We start from the raw sequence: 18,140 nt of genomic DNA, 5'->3' as shown, positions 1-18,140 counted from the left end.
CCGCGCTGGCGATCGCCGCTGGCCCGACGGCGGCGACCCGCTGCGCCCGGCTCCACCGCGCTGGCGATCGCCGCTAACCCGGCAGCACGGGGGCCGCCCCGGGCACCGTCAGCCCGGGCACGTCCGACCAGCCCTGCTGACCGTCGGCCGACGGCGAATACTGCAGCACCCCTTGGGGACCCGCGACGTAGGCCGTCGACGGGTTGGCGACCACCGTGGTCACCGGCATCTGTAAACCGTGCGGCGGGGCGTCGGAGTTCACCCCGTCGATGTTCACGTAAGACACCGGATGGCTGGCATCGGTGCGCGTCACCACGAGGTCGTCACCGGTGCGCCACGACAGCGACACCACCGAATTGCCCAACCCGAAGCCGAGCCGGCGCGGGAAGGTCAGGGCGTACTGCCCGGCCTGGGTCTGCTCGACGCTGGCGAGAATCACCTGGCCGCCGATCACCATCGCGGCGCGGGTGCTGTCGCGGGACAGCTGCAAGTCGGTAATCGGCCCCGGGAACCGGGTGGCCACCGCCACCGAATCCACCGGGAGGCGCGCTGGTTGCCCGGAGGCCGGCTCCTGGATCGCCCGCAACACGTTGTTGCCGTCGACCACGACCCAGACCACGTCGTCCAGCGACCAGGTCGGCCGCGACAGCGTGTGCCCGTCGGCGGACTGCACCGCCTCCTGGCCGAGATCGCCGATCCACAAGGACGCGGCCATGTCCGGGGCACCGCGATGCAGCGTCACCACCGACGCCACCTGCCGCCCGCTGCGCGACAGCGCTGCGCCGGTCTGGTCGCCCATGCGTCCGAACGCGCCGGCCACCATGGCGGTGTGCTGGCCGTCCAGCGCCACCAGTGAGCCGTTCACCAGGGCATGCAGGCCCGCGCCGGCACCGTCGGCCGCGCCGGGATCGGTGGCCGCGACGTCCGAAGTGGTCCACCCGTCGCGGAACCGGTCGTCCAGCGGCGCGCCGTCGGCGCTGATCACATACGGTCCCCGGATGTCGGCCCTGGCCAGGGTCCAAATGATCTGTGCCGCAAGCAATTGCCGGCTGTGCAGATCGGTTGTGGACAGCTTCTCGAGATCGATGCGCGCACCGCCGTAACCGCGCCCGATGCCGTTCTTGCCGCCGTCGGCGCGGGTCACCGGCCCACGCAGCCGCAGTGGCGGTGCGAGCAGGTTGCGGACCGTGTGCGCCATCTCGGGCCGCGGCCCGGCGATCAGCTTGGAGACGAGCTCGGTGGCCAACTGGTCGTGGTCGGGCACCGCGACGTAGCGCGGGTCGGGAACCACCGTCTTGCCGGTGGGGTCGTCGAAGTACAGCGTGTTGCGTTTGTAGGTGGACTGAAACTGTTGCCAATCCAGGAACACCCCGTTGGGCAACCGGTCGATGCGCCAACCGCCGGACGTCTTGACCAATTCGATCGGACCGGGGTCGGGCAGCACGCCCTCGGCGGTCTCGAACACCCCCACGTCCGAAAGCGAACCCAGGATGTCCGCCCGCATGGTGGCCGAAACACGTTCGGCCGCACGTGTTTCGACGAACACCACATGGTCGATCAGCAGTGCGCTACCCGCATCGTCCCAGGCGTTGGACGCCGACTGGGTGAGGAACTGCCGCGCGGCCAGATGCCGGTTCGCGGGATCGGCTGTGGCCTTGAAGAATTCGCGCAGCAGCACGTCGGGGTCCATGCCCGGGGTCGGCTTGGGCAGGTTCGACGGCGCCGGGCGCTCGACGGTGCCGATGGCTTGGGGCGCCGATGAGCTGGGCACCCCGGCGCAGCCGGCGAGCAGCATGACCGGCATCAGCAGGCCCAACAATCGCCGCATCACAGGGTCCTCTCGGCGTGCTCACGCTGGCGCTGCTGGCGTTCCTTGCGCTCGGGCGCACCGGCCTGCGGGGCGGGTTGCGGAATCGGCTTCATGGGCAGCGGACTGGTGGTGACCTTGTGGCCGCGAACGAGCGGCAGCGTCAGCCGGAAGCAGGAGCCGTCGCCCGGTTCACCCCAGGCCTCCAGCCTGCCCTGGTGCAGGCGCGCGTCCTCGATGCTGATCGCCAGGCCGAGCCCGGTGCCGCCGGAGCGGCGCACCCGGGCGGGGTCGGCCCGCCAGAACCGGCTGAACACCAGCTTCTCCTCGCCGGGTCGCAGTCCCACGCCGTAGTCGCGGACGGTGACGGCGACCGTGTCCTCGTCGGCGGCCATGCGGATCTTGACCGGCTTGTGCTCGGCGTGGTCGATGGCGTTGGCGATCAGGTTGCGCAAGATGCGCTCCACCCGGCGGGTGTCGACCTCGGCGATCACCTCTTCGGTTGGCAGATCCACCTTCAGTTCGATGCCGGCGTCTTCGGCCAGATGCCCCACGTTGCTCAGCGCGCTCTGCACGGTGGTGCGCAGGTCGACGGCTTCGACGGACAGCTCGGCGACACCGGCGTCGTGCCGGGAGATTTCGAGCAGGTCGTTGAGCAGCGACTCGAACCGGTCCAGCTCGTTGACCATCAGCTCGGTGGAGCGCGCCAACGTCGGGTCCAGGTCGGCGCTGTGGTCATAGATCAGGTCGGCGGCCATCCGCACGGTGGTCAGCGGGGTACGCAGCTCGTGGCTCACGTCGGATGTGAAGCGGCGCTGCAGATTACCGAATTCCTCGAGCTGGGTGATCTGGCGCGACAGGCTTTCGGCCATGTCGTTGAACGACATGGCCAGCCGCGCCATGTCGTCCTCGCCGCGCACCGGCATTCTTTCGGACAGATGGCCTTCGGCGAACCGTTCGGCGATGCGCGACGCCGACCGCACCGGCACCACCACCTGCCGCGACACCAGCAGAGCGATGCCGGCCAGCAGCACCAGCAGCACGGCGCCGCCGGTGATCATGGTGCCGCGCACCAACTGGATGGTGGCCTGCTCGTTCTTCAGCGGGAAGATCAGATAGAGCTCCAGGTTGGCGACCTGAGACGACGCGGGGGTACCGACAATCAGCGCCGGTCCGGAGAACCCGTCGGTGTGCACGACGGCGTACTGGTAGGCCGCCTGCCCGGCCTTGACGAAACCGCGCAGGGAACCGGGCACCTGGTCGACCGGGCCGGCCGTGGTCGCCGCGCGCGGTCCGTCGCCCGGCACCATCAGCACCGCGTCGAACGCGCCGGCCAGCCCCGCACCCGAGGCCGGATCGGTTTTGGAGGTCAGCGTGTTGCGCGCCAGCTGCAGGCTGCTGTCCAGCGAACGCGCCTCTTCGCCGTTGACGATTCCGCCCACGGTGGTGCGCGCCCGCTCGATCTGTTCCATGGCGGCCTTCACCTTGACATCGAGCACGCGATTGGTGACCTGACTGGTCAATACGAAGCCGAGAGCCAGGATGACCGCGAGGGACAGCCCCAGCGTCAGCGCCACCACCCGCAGCTGCAACGAGCGCCGCCAGGCGATGGCCACGGCCCGACTCACCGTGCCCATGCCACGAGTCATGGGGCCGGAGCGCCCCCAGCGGCTCCGAGTTCGTCGCCGGGAGCCCCAGATCACCGCCGGCGCTCCCCCTGTTCACGACGTTTCACATTGTGGCTACCGGTGCCGGAGCGCCGCTTTCCAGCACTGCGGCGCCCTGCATCGTCGCCCGCGGTCACGGAGGTCCGGCCTTGTATCCCACTCCTCGAACGGTCAACACCACGGTCGGGTTCTCAGGGTCTTTCTCAACCTTGGCCCGCAGACGCTGGACGTGCACGTTCACCAAGCGGGTATCCGCCGGGTGACGATAGCCCCACACCTGTTCGAGCAGCACATCACGAGTAAACACCTGCCGCGGTTTGCGCGCCAACGCCACCAGCAAGTCGAACTCGAGCGGTGTCAGGGAGATCTGCTCGCCGTTGCGTGTCACCTTGTGCGCCGGCACGTCGATCTCGACGTCGGCGATGGACAGCATCTCGGCCGGCTCGTCGTCGTTGCGCCGCAGCCGTGCCCGCACCCGGGCCACCAGCTCCTTCGGCTTGAAGGGCTTCATGATGTAGTCGTCGGCACCCGACTCGAGGCCCAGGACCACATCGACGGTGTCCGTCTTGGCGGTCAGCATCACGATCGGCACGCCGGAATCGGCGCGCAACACCCGGCACACGTCGATGCCGTTCATGCCGGGCAGCATCAGGTCCAACAACACCAAGTCGGGGCGCAGTTCGCGCACCGCAGTCAGGGCCTGGGTGCCGTCACCGATGACCGCAGTGTCGAAACCCTCCCCACGAAGCACGATGGTGAGCATCTCGGCCAGCGAAGCGTCGTCGTCGACGACCAAAATCCTTTGCCTCATGGAGTCCATGGTGTCACCACATCGGGACAAAACTCGGACATCACGCGGGCGTTTCTCCTTCGAAACGGCCGAATCGTGACAAATCTGTGCTAGGTGGCGGCCAAATCGGCTGCCAATCGCCCCGGATCGACGCCCGCGTCGACGCTGCGCCACTGGCCGCCCCAGCCGGCTGCGGCCAACTCTGCGTAGACCGCGCCGGTGCGCTGCTGAAGGCCGTCGTCGCGTTCGTAACTGTCGCGCGCCCGGCCGGGTTCGGACTCGGCGCGGCTGCGGGCGCGCCGCCCGGCCAATTCGGCCGGCACCGCGAGCAGCACCTGCCAGTCGGGCGTGGGCAGCCCGAGGCGCCCGTATTCCAGCGCGTGTATCCACTCCACGGCCGGTCCGGCCGCGTCCTGGTGCAACCGGGCGGCGGTGTATGCCGCGTTGGAGGCGACGTAGCGATCCATGATCACCACGTCGTGCGCGCGACGCAGCGCATCGATTTCGTCGACCGCCCCGGCACGGTCCAGCGCGAACAGCAACGCCATCGCATACACCGACGACGCGAGGTCGCCGTGCTGGCCGTGCAGGGCCTCGGCCGCGATGTCGGCGATCACCGATTCCCCATAGCGCGGAAAGGCCAGCAACGCGACCGACTTGCCGTCGGCCTGAAATAGGTTGCGCAGCTTGTCCGTCAGCGTCCGTTTGCCGGCGCCGTCAATGCCCTCGATCGCGATCAGCACGGCGCGAGCCTATCGGCGATCGCAAGCGCGGCGCAGCCGGGCGCAGCGGGTCGCCGCGCAAATCTGTCGCCGCCGAGTGCCACGCTTACGCGACACTCGGCGGTCGCGCGGCTCAGTAGCGGTAGTGGTCGGCCTTGTAGGGGCCGTCGACGTCGACGCCGATGTACTCGGCCTGCTCCTTGGTCAGCTTGGTCAGCTTGCCGCCGAGCGCCTCGACGTGGATGCGGGCCACCTTCTCGTCGAGGTGCTTGGGCAGCCGGTAGACCTCGTTGTCGTACTCGTCGTTCTTGGTCCACAGCTCGATCTGGGCGATGACCTGGTTGGAGAAGCTGTTGCTCATCACGAACGACGGGTGTCCGGTCGCGTTACCGAGGTTCAGCAGCCTGCCCTCGGACAACACGATGATCGACTTGCCGGTGTCCGGGAAGGTCCACAGGTCGACCTGCGGGCGGATGTTGGTCTTGGTGGCACCGGAGCGCTCCAGCCGAGCGATCTGAATCTCGTTGTCGAAGTGGCCGATGTTGCCCAGGATTGCCTTGTCCTTCATCGCCTTCATGTGCTCGAGGGTGATGATGTCCTTGTTGCCGGTGGTGGTGATGATGATGTCGGCTTCGCCGATCACGTCCTCCACCCGCTTGACGTCGAAGCCCTCCATCAGCGCCTGAAGGGCGTTGATCGGGTCGATCTCGGTGACGGTCACCCGCGCGCCCTGGCCGGCCACCGACTCGGCGGAGCCCTTACCGACGTCGCCGTAGCCGCAGATCAGCACCTTTTTGCCACCGATCAGCACGTCGGTGCCGCGGTTGATGCCGTCGATCAGCGAGTGCCGGCAGCCGTACTTGTTGTCGAACTTGCTCTTCGTGACCGAGTCGTTGACGTTGATCGCCGGGAAGGCCAGGTCGCCGGCGGCGGCGAACTGGTAGAGCCGCAGCACACCGGTGGTGGTCTCCTCGGAGACGCCCTTGATCGAGGCGGCGATCTTGGTCCACTTGTCCTTGTCGGTCTCGAAACGCTTGCGCAGCAGGTTCAAGAACACGCGGTGCTCGGTCGAGTCGTCTTCGTCGTCCGGCGGCACCACGCCGGCCCTCTCGTACTGCGCGCCACGCAGCACCAGCATGGTGGCGTCACCGCCGTCGTCCAGGATCATGTTGGCCGGCTCGTCGGGCCAGGTCAGCACCTGCTCGGCCGCCCACCAGTATTCCTCGAGCGTCTCGCCCTTCCAGGCGTACACCGGAACGCCCTTGGGCTCCTCCGGAGTGCCGTGCGGGCCGACGACCACTGCGGCGGCGGCGTGGTCCTGGGTGGAGAAGATGTTGCAGGACGCCCAGCGCACCTCGGCACCCAGCGCGACGAGGGTCTCGATCAGCACCGCGGTCTGCACGGTCATGTGCAGCGAACCCGAGATGCGCGCGCCCTTGAGCGGCTGCACGTCGTGGTACTCGCGGCGCAGCGACATCAGACCCGGCATCTCCTGTTCGGAGAGCTCGATGTCCCGGCGACCGTAATCCGCCAACGAAAGATCGGCGACCTTGAAATCGATGCCGTTCCGGACGTCGGGGGTGAGTGCGTTTTCGGTCGTCGTCATAACGTGTTCTTCCTTTTTCGGCTCGCTCGGTCCAAGCGGTAATTAGCTTAGGTATGTTCTTAGGCCACTGTAGTCGGGGTTGGGTGCGCCCCTCGGCTCAGGGAAGGGCTCAGGGAACGTTGACCACGCCGTGCCGCTCCGCGAATGGCGTCATCAACCGGGCCAGATCGGCCGCCACGTCGTGGTCCGCCTCGGGCGGCATCGACACGTAGCTCAGCGCCAGCCGCACGATCGCACGCGCCAGCACTCCGGCGTCCTCGTCGCTGGTCGCCACCCAGCTCTGGGTCAGCGCCGTGGTCAGCCGTTCGGAGGCGCGGTTGATGATCGGGGCGCTGTCGGTGGTGATGATCTGCAGCAAGTCCGGCTTGGCCACCCCAGTGAGCAGCGAGATCACCAGCGGGTCCGCCGACAACTCGGTGAACAGGTCGCGAAAACCCTGCAGGAACGCCTCATAGATGTTGCCGATGTTGGCTTGCAGCGCGGCGTTGACGGCGTCGACCAGCCAATCGGCCAGACGCAGGCCATACCCCTGCGCCAGGCCCTGCCGCGAGCCGAACTCGTTGTAGATCGTCTGCCGGCTGACGCCCGCGGCGCGGGCCACATCGGACAGCGTGATGGCCGACCAGTCCCGGGTCAGCAGCAGATCGCGCATGGCGTCGAGCACCGAATCGCGCAGCAGGGCACGCGACGCCTCGGCGTACGACATCCGCTTCACAGGCGCGACAATAGCGGCTTTCGACGCGGCGGTGGCGCCGATCATCGGCGCCGCTCCTCCTCATCGCTACGCTGCGCATCGTCGCCGGCGCGATCATGGCGCCGCTCCTCCCCATCGCTACGCTGCGCATCGTCGCCGGCGGTCACGAACGGGCGATCTCCACCATCACGAAGTCGGTCTTCGCCGCGCCGCAATCCGGGCAGCTCCAGTCTTCGGGAATGTCGTCCCAGCGGGTTCCGGGCGCAATGCCGTCTTCGGGCCAGCCCTTGGCCTCGTCGTACTCGAATCCGCATTGCACGCAGATGAAAAGCTTGTAGTCGTCGTTCATCGGTTCGCTCCTAACCAGTGGTCCGGCTCCTTCTCATCGCGTGGTCCCACGTCGTCGCCGGACGTCGTTTCGAAATCGACCTTCTCGCGCACCGCACAATCGGGGCAGCACCAGTCTTCGGGGATGTCGCTGAAGGGTGTGCCGGGCCGAAAGCCTTCCCGCGGTGCGCCTTTCGCTTCGTCGTAGGTGTAGCCGCAGCCGGGGCAGCGGTAGGCGGTCATGCGGGCACCCCGTAGCGCGCCAGTACCTTCTCGCGCAGCCGCGGCTGGATGTTGACCTTGGTGATGTCGCCGTCGTAGTGCGCCAGCACCCGGTGATCCATCACCTTGCGCCACAGCGGGGGAAAGTAGGTGAGCGAGATCAACGACGCGTATCCGCTCGGCAGGTTGGGGGCGCCCTCCATGCTGCGCAGCGTCTGGTACCGACGGGTCGGGTTGGCGTGGTGGTCGCTGTGCCGCTGCAGGTGGTACAGGAACAGATTGGTCACCACGTGGTCGGAGTTCCAGCTGTGCACCGGGGTGCACCGCTCGTAGCGGCCACTTGAGTTCTTCTGCCGCAGTAGGCCGTAGTGCTCGAGGTAATTGACGGATTCCAGGAGGCTGAAGCCGAAGACCGCCTGAATGATCACGAACGGAATCAGCGCCGGGCCGAAGACCGCGATCAGCGCGCCCCACAGCACCACCGACATCAACCAGGCGTTGAGGACGTCGTTGGATAGATACGTCTTGGGGTGCCACGGGCTGGCGCCCTGTCGGCGGATCCGTTGCGCCTCGAGCCGCAGCGACGAGCGCAGGCTGCCGAAGACGCTGCGCGGCAAGAACTCCCAGAAGGTCTCGCCGAAGCGCGCCGACGCCGGGTCCTCCGGGGTGGCGACGCGCACGTGGTGGCCGCGGTTGTGCTCGATGTAGAAGTGCCCGTAGCACGTCTGCGCCAAAGTAATTTTGGACAGCCAGCGCTCCAGCGAGTCCTTCTTGTGGCCCATCTCGTGCGCGGTGTTGATGCCGACGCCCCCGAGCACGCCGACCGACAGCGCCACGCCCAGCTTGCCGGCCCAGCCGAGGGCGCCGTCAAAGCCCAGCCAGCTCAGGTTCGACGCGGTGAACAGGTAGGCGCCAAAGGCGACGCTGAGGTACTGGAACGGGATGTAGACGTAGGTGCAGTACCGGTAGTACTTGTCGTTCTCCAGTTGCTCCATCACCTCGTCGGGAGGGTTCTGCCCGTCGGGCCCGAAGCGGAGGTCGAGGATCGGCAGCACGACCCAGAGCAGGATCGGTCCGATCCACAGCGGCACCTGCGCGGCGGCATGCCAGCCCAGCCGGTTCAGGCCCCAGATGAGCGGCAGCATCACGAACAGGGCCGTCGGGGCGATCAACCCCATCAGCCACAGGCGGCGCTTCTTGTCCCGCCACTGAAGCGGTTCGGATTCCCGGCTCAGCTGCCGTTCGAATGTGGTCATATGCCAAACCTCCTTGTGAGTCACACCACGTTGAGGTTGGACAATACCGATGTTGGCGTCTCCTGTCTAGACAAATGACGGCATTTTGTAAAACCACTTGAGTCTAAGGCACCGGGCTGTGCGGATCGGACTGGAGAGAGTCGCTGCGCTCGGTTTCCCCCTCCTCACGCCGGCCCTGCACCGAGTGCCAGTAGCCGTAGCCGGCGTAGATCGTCGTACCGACCACCAGCCATACACCGAACCGGACCCACGTGAGGGCGGTGAGGTTGAGCATCAGCCATACGCACGCGGCGATCGAGGCGATCGGCAGCAACGGCACCCACGGCGCCTTGAATCCGCGTTGCAGGTCCGGCCGGGTCCGGCGCAGGACGATCACGCCGGCCGAAACCAGGACGAACGCGAACAGCGTTCCGACGTTCACCATCTCCTCGAGTTTGGTGATGGGAAACACCGACGCCGTCACGGCGACCACCGCGGCGACCAGCACGGTGATGCGCACCGGGGTGCCGTGCGCGCCGGTCTTGGCCAGCGACCGTGGCAGCAACCCGTCGCGCGCCATCGCGAACAAGACCCGGCACTGGCCGAGCATCAGGACCATCACCACGGTGGTCAGTCCCGCCAGCGCTCCGATGGAGATGATCTTGCTCGCCCAGTGGATGCCGTTCGCGGTGAAGGCGGTGGCCAGGTTGGCGTGGCCGCGGCCCTGGACCGTCTGGAGTTGGGTGTAGGGGACCATGCCGGACAGCACGATGGCGACCGCGACGTAGAGCAGGGTGACGATGCCCAGCGACGCCAGAATTCCCCGTGGCACATCGCGCTGCGGATTCTTGGTCTCCTCGGCCATGGTGGCGACGATGTCGAACCCGATGAACGCGAAGAACACGATGGACGCCCCCGCCAGTACGCCGTACCAGCCGTAGTGACTGCTGTGCGCGCCGGTCAGCAACGACAAGACGGACTGGTCGATGCCCTTGGCCTGGCTGCCGCCCTCCGCCTTCGGGATGAACGGCGAGTAGTTGGCGCGCTTGATGTAGAAGGCGCCGACCACCACGACGAAGAGCACCACCGACACCTTGATCGCCGTGACGATCGCGGAGAATCTCGACGACAACTTGGTGCCCAATGCGATCAAGGTCGCCACCCCGGCGACGATCACCAGGGCCCCCCAATCCACCTCTGCGGAGCCGAATCTCGCCGTCCCGCCGGCGAACCCGAACACGGTGCCCAGATAGCTGGACCAGCCCTTGGCCACCACGGCGGCACCGATCGCCAATTCCAGCACCAGGTTCCAGCCGATGATCCAGGCCAGAAACTCGCCGAAGGTGGCGTAAGAGAAGGTGTAGGCGCTACCGGCCACGGGCAGCATCGAGGCGAACTCCGCGTAGCACAGCGCTGCCAGCGCGCAGGTGCCCGCCGCGATGACGAACGACACCCAGATGGCCGGGCCGGTGATGTCGCCGGTCGTCGAGGCGGTGACGGTGAAGATGCCCGCGCCGATTACCACCGCGACGCCGAACACGACCAGGTCCCGCCAGGTCAGGTCCTTACGTAGCTTGGTGTCCGGCTCGTCGGTATCGGCGATGGATTGCTCGATCGACTTGGTCCGCCATCCATTGGCCATGCATTCGCCCTTCCCCAGCGCTGGGAGCCATTGGTCCGTCACAGTACTGGGTACTCTCGGCAAATGCCGGATAGCAGAAAAACGGCCAGGGATCATGCCGTGGTCATTGGGGGCAGCATCGCCGGTCTTTGCGCCGCTCGGGTGCTTTCGGATTCGTATTCGCGGGTCACGGTGTACGAGCGCGACGAATTGCCGGCCGAGCCGGCGAATCGAGCGACCGTTCCCCAGGACCGGCATCTGCACATGCTGATGGCGCGCGGGGCGATCGAATTCGAGGACCTTTTCCCGGGCCTGCTCGACGACATGGTGAGCGCCGGCGTGCCCAAACTGCACAACCGGCCGGATTGCATCCACCTCGGGGCCGCGGGCCACGTGCTCGGCACCGGGCAAACGCTGCGCGACGAGTTCACCGCCTACGTGCCCAGTCGCCCGCACCTGGAATGGCAGTTGCGAAAACGGGTCCTCGGCATCGACAACATCGCCGTGGCGCGGCGCTCGGTGGCCGAGCCGACGTTCGACCGCGTGCAACAACGGGTCACCGGCGTGTTGCTGAATCCGGCCGACCCCGATAGCAAGGACCCCGAATTCGTAGCGGCGGATCTGGTTGTCGACGCGACCGGCCGGGGCACCCGGCTACCGGTGTGGCTGACGCAATGGGGATTCGACCGCCCGGTCGAACAGGAACTGGACATCGGCATTCATTACGCCACCCAGCGGTTCCGCATCCCCGACGGGCTGATCGCGGAGAAGGTGGTCGTCGCCGGCGCCTCGCATGACATGTCGCTCGGGCTGGGCATGCTCTGCTACGAGGACGGCACCTGGGTCCTCACCACCTTCGGTGTGGCCAACGCGAAACCGCCGCGGACCTTTCCCGACATGCTTGGGCTGGCGCAGCGGCTGCTTCCGGACCACTTCAATGCCGCGCTGACGCGGGCCGAGCCGCTGGGAGAGCCTGCGTTTCACGCCTTTCCGGCGAGCAAGTGGCGCCGCTACGACAAACTGGAGCGCCTGCCGGCCGGCATCATCGCCTTCGGCGATGCGGTGGCCAGCTTCAATCCCACCTTCGGTCAGGGCATGACAATGACCTCACTGCAGGCCGGGCATCTGCGCCGCGCGCTTCAGTTGCCGGACGACCAAGTCGCCGAGGAGCTGAACCGGGCCACCGCCAAAAGCACCTTACCGGTGTGGACGATGACCGCGATCGGCGACGTCACGTTCCACCATGCCGGCTCCAAGGCGGCGATCCCCTGGTGGTGGCGGCCCTCAGGCGCGCTGTTCGATCAATTTTTGGGCGCCGCGGAGACTGAACCCGTTCTGGCGGAATGGTTCTTGCGGCGGTTCTCGCTGCTCGACAGCCTCTACATGGTTCCGCCGCCGCGAATCATCGGCCGCGCAATGGCGCACAACCTGCGGCTCTGGCTCAGCGAGCGGCGCGAAGCCGCCAAACAGCGGCGGACCTTGGCGATCGCAAGCGCGGCGCAGCCGGGCGAAGCGGGTCGCCACCATCAGGCCTAGCGGCGATCGCAAGCGCGGCGCAGCCGGGCGAAGCGGGTCGCCACCATCAGGCCTAGCCGCGATCGCAAGCGCGGCGCAGCCGGGCGAAGCGGGTCGCCACCATCAGAGCAAGCCTCACAGCCCAACCGTCGCCCTGAACAGTTTGGTGGGTTCATGCGCCACCAGCCGGATCGGCGCGTCATCGGCCGCCACCCAGGCGGCCATTCCCCGCTTCAGCGTCAGCGAGCCGGATTTGCCATGCACCGTCGTCGAACCCTCGCTGCACAACAGGATCTGCGGGCCGTCGTGGCTGCACGTCGCGTCCACCTCGTGGCCGACGTACTCGTCGTCGAGCTCCAGTAGCGCGACGGCGAACTCGTCGGTCGGCGTCTCGTAGATCAGTCCCAAGCCCTCACGGCGGATCCTCGGCCGCAGCTGCTCCTCGGTGGTGGGCGCGAAGTCCAGCACGCGCAGCAGCTCGGGTACATCGACGTGCTTAGGCGTCAGGCCACCGCGTAACACGTTGTCCGAGTTGGCCATCACCTCCACCGCGAAACCGCGCAGGTAGGTGTGCAGATTGCCGGCGGAGACGAAAATGGCCTCACCCGGGGCGAGACTGATGCGGTTGAGCAGCAGCGCCGCCAGCACGCCGGCGTCACCGGGATAACGTTCGCCAAGCTCCAGCACCGTCTTGGCCTCGGCCGCGAATTCGGTTGCGCCCGAGCTGACGTACGCGATGGCACCGTCCAGCACCGCGGTAACCAGCACGTCGATGTCGGGCTGCGGCGCGGTGATCCAGGTGGTGAACAGCGCGCGCAGACCGTCGGCGTCGGACTGGTCGTTGAGCAGCTCGATGAACGGGTCGAGGTCGGAGACGGCCAGGGCCCGCAACAGCTCGACGGTGCGCGAGGCCGGCCGGAAGCCGGCCAGCGCCTCGAACGGGTGCAGCGCGACCAGCAACTCGGGCTTGTGGGATGTGTCGCGGTAGTTACGCACCGGCGACGTCAGCGGAATGCCGACCCGCTCCTCGCGCAGGTAGCCCTCGGCCGCCTGCGCGGCGCTGGGGTGCGCCTGCAAGGACAGCGGCTCGTCGGCGGCCAGCACCTTGACCAGGAACGGCAGCACGTCCCCGAAGCGCGCCCGCGACGTCGGCCCGAGCTGGCCCTCCGGGTCGTCGACCAGCGCCTCGAGCAATGAGACTTCGCCGTTGTCTGTTTCGAGCCACGCCGGATCGCCCGGGTGCGCCCCAAACCAGAGCTCGGCCTCGGGGTGCGCCGCCGGCACCGGACGCTCGGTGAATTCGGCGATGGCGGTACGTGAACCCCAGGCGTACGTTCTCAAGGCCCCGCGAAGCAGTTCCACCGTTGTATCTATCCCCGCACCAGTCGCATGTAAACCGCGGCCATTTCCAGCCGGACGGCCAATACTGCCAGTTGCTGTTCGGGGCTGCCGGGGCCCCCCAGCGCCGGCGAAACCCCGTAGCCTGCCGAGCCGCCGGGCCCGTCGGGCACGTCCTCGGCGGCGAGTAGGTACACGTTGTCCAGCCCGGCGGTGCGGGCGGCCACACCCGCCTGCTCCGACTCCAGGACGACGGCCAGTACGCGCAACCGCTGCGGCAGCGGCCCGTCGATCTGTTCGTCGTGGAACACCGCGGCGTCGGGATCCTGATATCCGTCGGACGCCGCGGCCCGCAAGGCGACCAGCGCGTCCGCGAGCCCGGTGGCCGGCGTCACCTGATTCGCGACGCGCAGCAGCACGGAGCTGCCGTGCCGGGCCAGCGCAAGCGTCGCGGCGCCGTCGCCCGCCAGCGCCACCTGACGCTCGGCGACGCGCGCGGCCAGCAGCTTGGCCGGGTTGGTGAACAGCTCGCGGCCGGCGCTGTTGCGCAGCGCTTCGGCGTCCAACTCGTCGGCGAGCAATGCCAGATCGACCTTCGGCCGTGGGTCCACGGCATGCACCACGGCCAGCCCGGCGGCTAGGTACCGGCACAATCCGAATTCGTCGGGAACCGAGAGCCGGGGCGCCAGCACCGCCGCGCGCCCGGCGGTGGCGTCCCGCAACGGGCCCTCGTACGGCGCGGTCACCACTACCCGGGCGCCCCGACGCAACCCAGTGGCGGCGGCGGCGGCCAGGGCGGGATCGCCGGGATCGTCGCCCGCGACGATCATCACGTCGAGCGGGCCCACCCACGGCGGTGCCTCGTCGGCGAGAGTGAAGGGCTGAGAAGAGGTGCCACCCAAGGTCGCGGCGAGCACCGTCCCGGCGGTCTCCGCGGTGCCGCGCCCGGCCACCCAGATGACGCTGCGCGCAGGGTCGTTCGCGCGCAGCGGGTCCAGCGCACCCTCGTCGACCGCGGCGGCGACCGCACGCACCTGGGCACCGGCCGACGATGCGGCACGCAGCAGGCCGTCGCGGTCGGCGGCCAACAGTCCCTCGGCGTCCTCGAGATCGATCGCTCGGGTGGCATTCACGGCGTGGCCTTCACGTCCGCCGAGGCCGCGGTGATCTCAAAGCTGATCTGGGCGACGACCTCGGCCACGTCCTCGATCGTGCGCGCCTCCACGTTCAGCCGCAACAACGGCTCGGTATTGGAGCTGCGCAGGTTGAACCAGCTGCCGTCGCCGAGGTCGGCCGTCACCCCATCCACGTGATCGAGTGAGTGAATCCGGGTGCCGAACGACTTCAGCACCGCCTCCGTGCACTTCCCGGCGTCGGCGACGGTGAAGTTGATTTCGCCAGACGATTCGTAGCGCTGGTAATCCGCGGTCAGCTCCGACAGCGGGCGGTCCTGCTCGCCGAGGGCGGCCAGTACGTACAGCGCCGCCAGCATCCCGGAGTCGGCACCCCAGAAGTCGCGGAAGTAGTAATGCGCCGAATGTTCGCCACCGAAAATTGCGCCGGTGTCGGCCATCAGTGCCTTGATATAGGAGTGGCCCACCCTGGACCGCAGCGGCGTGCCGCCGCGCTCGGCGACAAGTTCGGGCACCGCGCGCGACGTGATCACGTTGTGGATGATCGTCGCACCGATCTCCCGGCTCAACTCGCGCGCGGCAACCAGACTGGTCACCGTCGACGGCGAGACGGGGTTGCCGCATTCGTCGACCACGAAGCAGCGGTCCGCGTCGCCGTCGAACGCCAGCCCGATGTCGGCGCCGGTCTCGCGCACGTAAGCCTGCAGGTCCACCAGGTTGGTGGGGTCGAGCGGGTTGGCCTCGTGATTGGGAAACGAACCGTCGAGCTCGAAGTACAACGGCTCCAACGTGATCGAGCCGATCGGGCCGAGCACGGCGGGCGTCGTCAGACCGGCCATGCCGTTGCCTGCGTCCACGGCCACCCGCAGCGGGCGCAGCTTGGAGGTGTCCACCAGCGACCGCAGGAACTGTCCGTAGTCGGCCAGCACGTCACGGTCGCTCACGTTTCCGGGTTCCCCGTCGTAAGCCTCGACTCCGGCGATCACATCATCGGCGATCAGGCGCAGGCCCGTCTCGGCGCCGACCGGTTTGGCCCCCGCCCGGCACAGCTTGATGCCGTTGTAGGCCGCCGGGTTGTGGCTCGCGGTGAACATCGCGCCGGGGCAATCCAGCAGTCCGGAGGCGAAGTAGAGCTGATCGGTCGACGCCAAGCCAATCCGCACCACGTCCAGTCCCTGGGTGGTCACTCCGGCGGCGAACGCCGCGGCCAGCGTGGGCGAACTGTCCCGCATGTCGTGACCGATCACCACCTGGCGGGCACCCTCGCCGCGCATGAGTTTGGCGAACGCTCCCCCAAGATCGGTGACCAGCGGCTGGTCGAGCTCTTCGCCGACTAGCCCACGCACGTCGTACGCCTTGACGACACGGTGGACAGTCGCGGCGGGCCGAGACATGCGGGACTCCTGACGACGTGAACTCTTGGCCGTCAGCCTATCGGGCCACGGAGAACTGGGGCGGCGCTAGTGGGGATCGCAAGCGCGGCGGAGCCGGGCGCGGCGGGTCGCCACCATCGGCGCTAGTGGGGATCGCAAGCGCGGCGGAGCCGGGCGCGGCGGGTCGCCACCATCGGCGCTAGTGGGGATCAAGCGCGGCGGAGCCGGGCGCGGCGGGTCGCCACCATCGGCGCTAGTCGCTGGGATCGGGCAACACGCGCAGATGTCCGCGTCGCCGTCCGGAGCGATGCTCGGGCGGGGCCAGCAGACTGCGACTGGGCGCGGTGGCCTGAGATCCGCCGTGATGGATGTGGGCGTCGGCGAAGCCGTTCACCGGTGTCGCACCGCCGGCGTACGGCAAGGCGCGATCGCCGCCCTCGCGCACCGCATCGGCGAGGGCAACCAGGTCGTCCTCGTCGGGGTGGGTGGGCAAGGGGCCGGCGTGGCGTACCAACTCCCACCCGCGGGGCGCGGTGATCCGGCCGGCATGGTTGACGCACAAATCCCAGGAATGCGGTTCCCGCGCCGTCGCCAGCGGACCGACGACTGCGGTCGAGTCCGAGTAGACGAACGTCAGGGTCGCCACGGCGTAGTGCGGGCACCCGGGCCGGCAACAGCGACGGGGAACGTTCACGATCGAAAGGCTATCGTGCGCAAACGCCGCCGAAGCGCCGGACACGCGCAACTCCTCGGCCCTCGATGTGCAACCGTTACCATCGGCGCGTGGCTGATTCGCCCAGCTCCCCGCGAAGAGATCGGTTCTCCAACGGGCCGGCTCCGCGCCGGAGCGGGACGCACCGACTCTTTCGCAGGGGCCGCGATATGCGCGGCCCGCTGTTGCCCCCGACCGTGCCGGGGTGGCGCAGCCGCGCCGAGCGGTTCGACATGGCGGTGCTGGAGGCCTACGAGCCCATCGAGCGGAGCTGGCAGGACCGGCTGGCCGAACTCGACGTCGCCGTCGACGAGATTCCGCGCATCTCGGCAAAGGATCCCGAGAGCGTGCAGTGGCCACCCGAAGTGATCGCGGACGGTCCGATCCCGCTGGCGCGGTTGATCCCGGCCGGCGTCGACATCCGCGGCAACTCCACCCGGGCGCGAATCGTGTTGTTCCGCAAGCCAATTGAGCGACGGGCCAAAGACACCGTCGAACTCGGCGACCTGCTACACGAAATCCTGGTGGCCCAGGTCGCGATTTACCTCGACGTTGATCCGTCCGTCATCGATCCGACGATCGACGACGAATAACTTCTCCTTGCACGTCGGCCGCCGAACGCTCGGCGTGCGTTGCGATCAGTGTGCGTCAGATGATGCCCCGTTTGAGGCGGCGGCGCTCGCGCTCGGACAAACCGCCCCAGATACCGAAGCGCTCGTCGTGCTCGAGGGCGTACTCAAGGCACTCATGACGCACCTCGCAACCCAGGCAGATCTTCTTGGCCTCTCGGGTGGAGCCACCCTTTTCCGGGAAGAAGGCCTCGGGGTCGGTCTGGGCGCACAGCGCGCGATCTTGCCATTGATCCGCGGCCGGCTCCGGCATGGGCTCGGGCTCGAATGCGATTGGCGCATCAGGGACCACGGTCAAATGCGGCCGAGCGGGGCGGTCCGGTGCCGGGTCGATGTCAGTGTGCGGCGTGCTCGCCATGGCGCTTCGAAAAGTGTCGTAAGACATACGGTCGTCCGCCTCCTCAGCTTGTTTGAGAGAGTGTGTGATTGGTTTCCCACTGTTCTGATGTACAGACAATTCGAACAAGTGATCGAATCTCGGTCTGCGACACCGGAGTCGGCCGGCCAACCGGGAAATGACACTGTTGTGATTAGACACGGGTTGACCTGCCGGGTCAAGCACTTCGGCGCATTTCCATACCATCTCGTGATCAAATTTCGGCGTTTCTGTTGTTTTGCGGCTTCGGCGTGTCGATCACACGATCCTCAGCCTTCCCAGAAGTCGCCCACAAGTGGTGGGGAACCGCAACTTTGAGGCACCCCCGATGGGCCCGCCACAGCGCTACCGCCGGGCAGTACTGTCGTGCAAT

17 protein-coding genes are annotated in these 18,140 nt (G+C 67.7%); 2 read left to right on the top strand and 15 right to left on the bottom strand.

Going from position 1 to position 18,140, the window contains the following annotated elements; genetic code table 11:
- Positions 1 to 73: 73 nt before the first annotated feature.
- The 10 genes from lpqB to AC5Y4F_RS07710 form a co-directional block, all read right to left on the bottom strand.
- Positions 74 to 1,828 carry an MtrAB system accessory lipoprotein LpqB gene (gene lpqB / locus AC5Y4F_RS07755; RefSeq protein ID WP_156750167.1) on the bottom strand — a complete coding sequence of 585 codons (1,755 nt, stop codon included), beginning with the start codon at positions 1,826 to 1,828 and terminating at the stop codon, positions 74 to 76.
- The gene (mtrB, locus tag AC5Y4F_RS07750) at positions 1,828 to 3,510 is read right to left on the bottom strand and encodes an MtrAB system histidine kinase MtrB (RefSeq protein WP_082947733.1); all 1,683 of its coding nucleotides are present in this window, start codon (positions 3,508 to 3,510) and stop codon (positions 1,828 to 1,830) included. Before mtrB ends, lpqB begins: the two co-directional genes overlap by 1 nt.
- Before the next feature lie 97 nt (positions 3,511 to 3,607).
- A complete protein-coding gene (gene mtrA / locus AC5Y4F_RS07745) occupies positions 3,608 to 4,294 on the bottom strand; it encodes a two-component system response regulator MtrA (protein ID WP_007168097.1) in 687 nt (228 codons plus the stop codon).
- Between the two features lie 80 nt (positions 4,295 to 4,374).
- On the bottom strand, positions 4,375 to 5,007 hold the full coding sequence (locus AC5Y4F_RS07740; protein WP_067938278.1) for a dTMP kinase: 633 nt from the start codon (positions 5,005 to 5,007) through the stop codon (positions 4,375 to 4,377).
- Between the two features lie 112 nt (positions 5,008 to 5,119).
- Positions 5,120 to 6,592, bottom strand: a complete 1,473-nt coding sequence (gene ahcY, locus AC5Y4F_RS07735) for an adenosylhomocysteinase (RefSeq protein WP_067938280.1) — start codon at positions 6,590 to 6,592, stop codon at positions 5,120 to 5,122.
- A gap of 109 nt (positions 6,593 to 6,701) precedes the next feature.
- The gene (gene alkX / locus AC5Y4F_RS07730) at positions 6,702 to 7,352 is read right to left on the bottom strand and encodes a TetR family transcriptional regulator AlkX (RefSeq protein WP_067938282.1); all 651 of its coding nucleotides are present in this window, start codon (positions 7,350 to 7,352) and stop codon (positions 6,702 to 6,704) included.
- 97 nt (positions 7,353 to 7,449) lie between these two features.
- Positions 7,450 to 7,635, bottom strand: coding sequence for a rubredoxin (locus tag AC5Y4F_RS07725; RefSeq protein ID WP_067938284.1), 186 nt, complete (start codon positions 7,633 to 7,635; stop codon positions 7,450 to 7,452).
- Positions 7,632 to 7,856: a rubredoxin gene (locus AC5Y4F_RS07720; protein ID WP_067938286.1), complete on the bottom strand. Its 225-nt coding sequence runs from the start codon at positions 7,854 to 7,856 to the stop codon at positions 7,632 to 7,634. Before AC5Y4F_RS07720 ends, AC5Y4F_RS07725 begins: the two co-directional genes overlap by 4 nt.
- Entirely contained in the window at positions 7,853 to 9,091 is a 1,239-nt protein-coding gene (locus AC5Y4F_RS07715; protein WP_067938288.1) for an alkane 1-monooxygenase, read from the bottom strand. The genes AC5Y4F_RS07720 and AC5Y4F_RS07715 overlap by 4 nt, the downstream gene beginning before the upstream one ends.
- Before the next feature lie 103 nt (positions 9,092 to 9,194).
- Positions 9,195 to 10,712, bottom strand: coding sequence for an amino acid permease (locus AC5Y4F_RS07710; RefSeq protein WP_067938290.1), 1,518 nt, complete (start codon positions 10,710 to 10,712; stop codon positions 9,195 to 9,197).
- A 99-nt stretch (positions 10,713 to 10,811) separates the two neighbouring features.
- Between AC5Y4F_RS07710 and AC5Y4F_RS07705 the strand changes: the two genes are divergently transcribed.
- Positions 10,812 to 12,227 (top strand): FAD-dependent oxidoreductase, encoded by a 1,416-nt coding sequence (locus AC5Y4F_RS07705; RefSeq protein WP_499996382.1) that lies wholly within the window; start codon positions 10,812 to 10,814, stop codon positions 12,225 to 12,227.
- A gap of 114 nt (positions 12,228 to 12,341) precedes the next feature.
- Here the strand turns inward: AC5Y4F_RS07705 and manA are convergent, their stop codons facing one another.
- The 4 genes from manA to AC5Y4F_RS07685 all read right to left on the bottom strand — a co-directional run bounded on the left by manA (position 12,342) and on the right by AC5Y4F_RS07685 (position 16,744).
- Positions 12,342 to 13,568 carry a mannose-6-phosphate isomerase, class I gene (gene manA / locus AC5Y4F_RS07700; protein ID WP_499995886.1) on the bottom strand — a complete coding sequence of 409 codons (1,227 nt, stop codon included), beginning with the start codon at positions 13,566 to 13,568 and terminating at the stop codon, positions 12,342 to 12,344.
- 8 nt (positions 13,569 to 13,576) lie between these two features.
- Positions 13,577 to 14,677, bottom strand: coding sequence for a TobH protein (locus AC5Y4F_RS07695; RefSeq protein WP_499995885.1), 1,101 nt, complete (start codon positions 14,675 to 14,677; stop codon positions 13,577 to 13,579).
- Positions 14,674 to 16,071 carry a phosphomannomutase/phosphoglucomutase gene (locus tag AC5Y4F_RS07690; RefSeq protein ID WP_067938299.1) on the bottom strand — a complete coding sequence of 466 codons (1,398 nt, stop codon included), beginning with the start codon at positions 16,069 to 16,071 and terminating at the stop codon, positions 14,674 to 14,676. The genes AC5Y4F_RS07695 and AC5Y4F_RS07690 overlap by 4 nt, the downstream gene beginning before the upstream one ends.
- A 232-nt stretch (positions 16,072 to 16,303) precedes the next feature.
- Complete coding sequence (locus AC5Y4F_RS07685) at positions 16,304 to 16,744, bottom strand: DUF3499 domain-containing protein (protein ID WP_499995883.1); 441 nt, start codon at positions 16,742 to 16,744, stop codon at positions 16,304 to 16,306.
- 188 nt (positions 16,745 to 16,932) lie between these two features.
- On the opposite strand from AC5Y4F_RS07685, the gene AC5Y4F_RS07680 reads away from it, so the two are divergent.
- On the top strand, positions 16,933 to 17,355 hold the full coding sequence (locus AC5Y4F_RS07680) for a metallopeptidase family protein (RefSeq protein WP_067938304.1): 423 nt from the start codon (positions 16,933 to 16,935) through the stop codon (positions 17,353 to 17,355).
- A gap of 55 nt (positions 17,356 to 17,410) precedes the next feature.
- On the opposite strand, the gene AC5Y4F_RS07675 is transcribed toward AC5Y4F_RS07680, so the two are convergent.
- Positions 17,411 to 17,749, bottom strand: coding sequence for a WhiB family transcriptional regulator (locus AC5Y4F_RS07675; protein WP_067938306.1), 339 nt, complete (start codon positions 17,747 to 17,749; stop codon positions 17,411 to 17,413).
- Positions 17,750 to 18,140: the final 391 nt, after the last annotated feature.

The organism is Mycobacterium sp. NGS56 (assembly GCF_059812425.1).
Note: the sequence above shows the minus strand (reverse complement) of the source record. Positions and strands in the feature narration are given on the sequence as shown.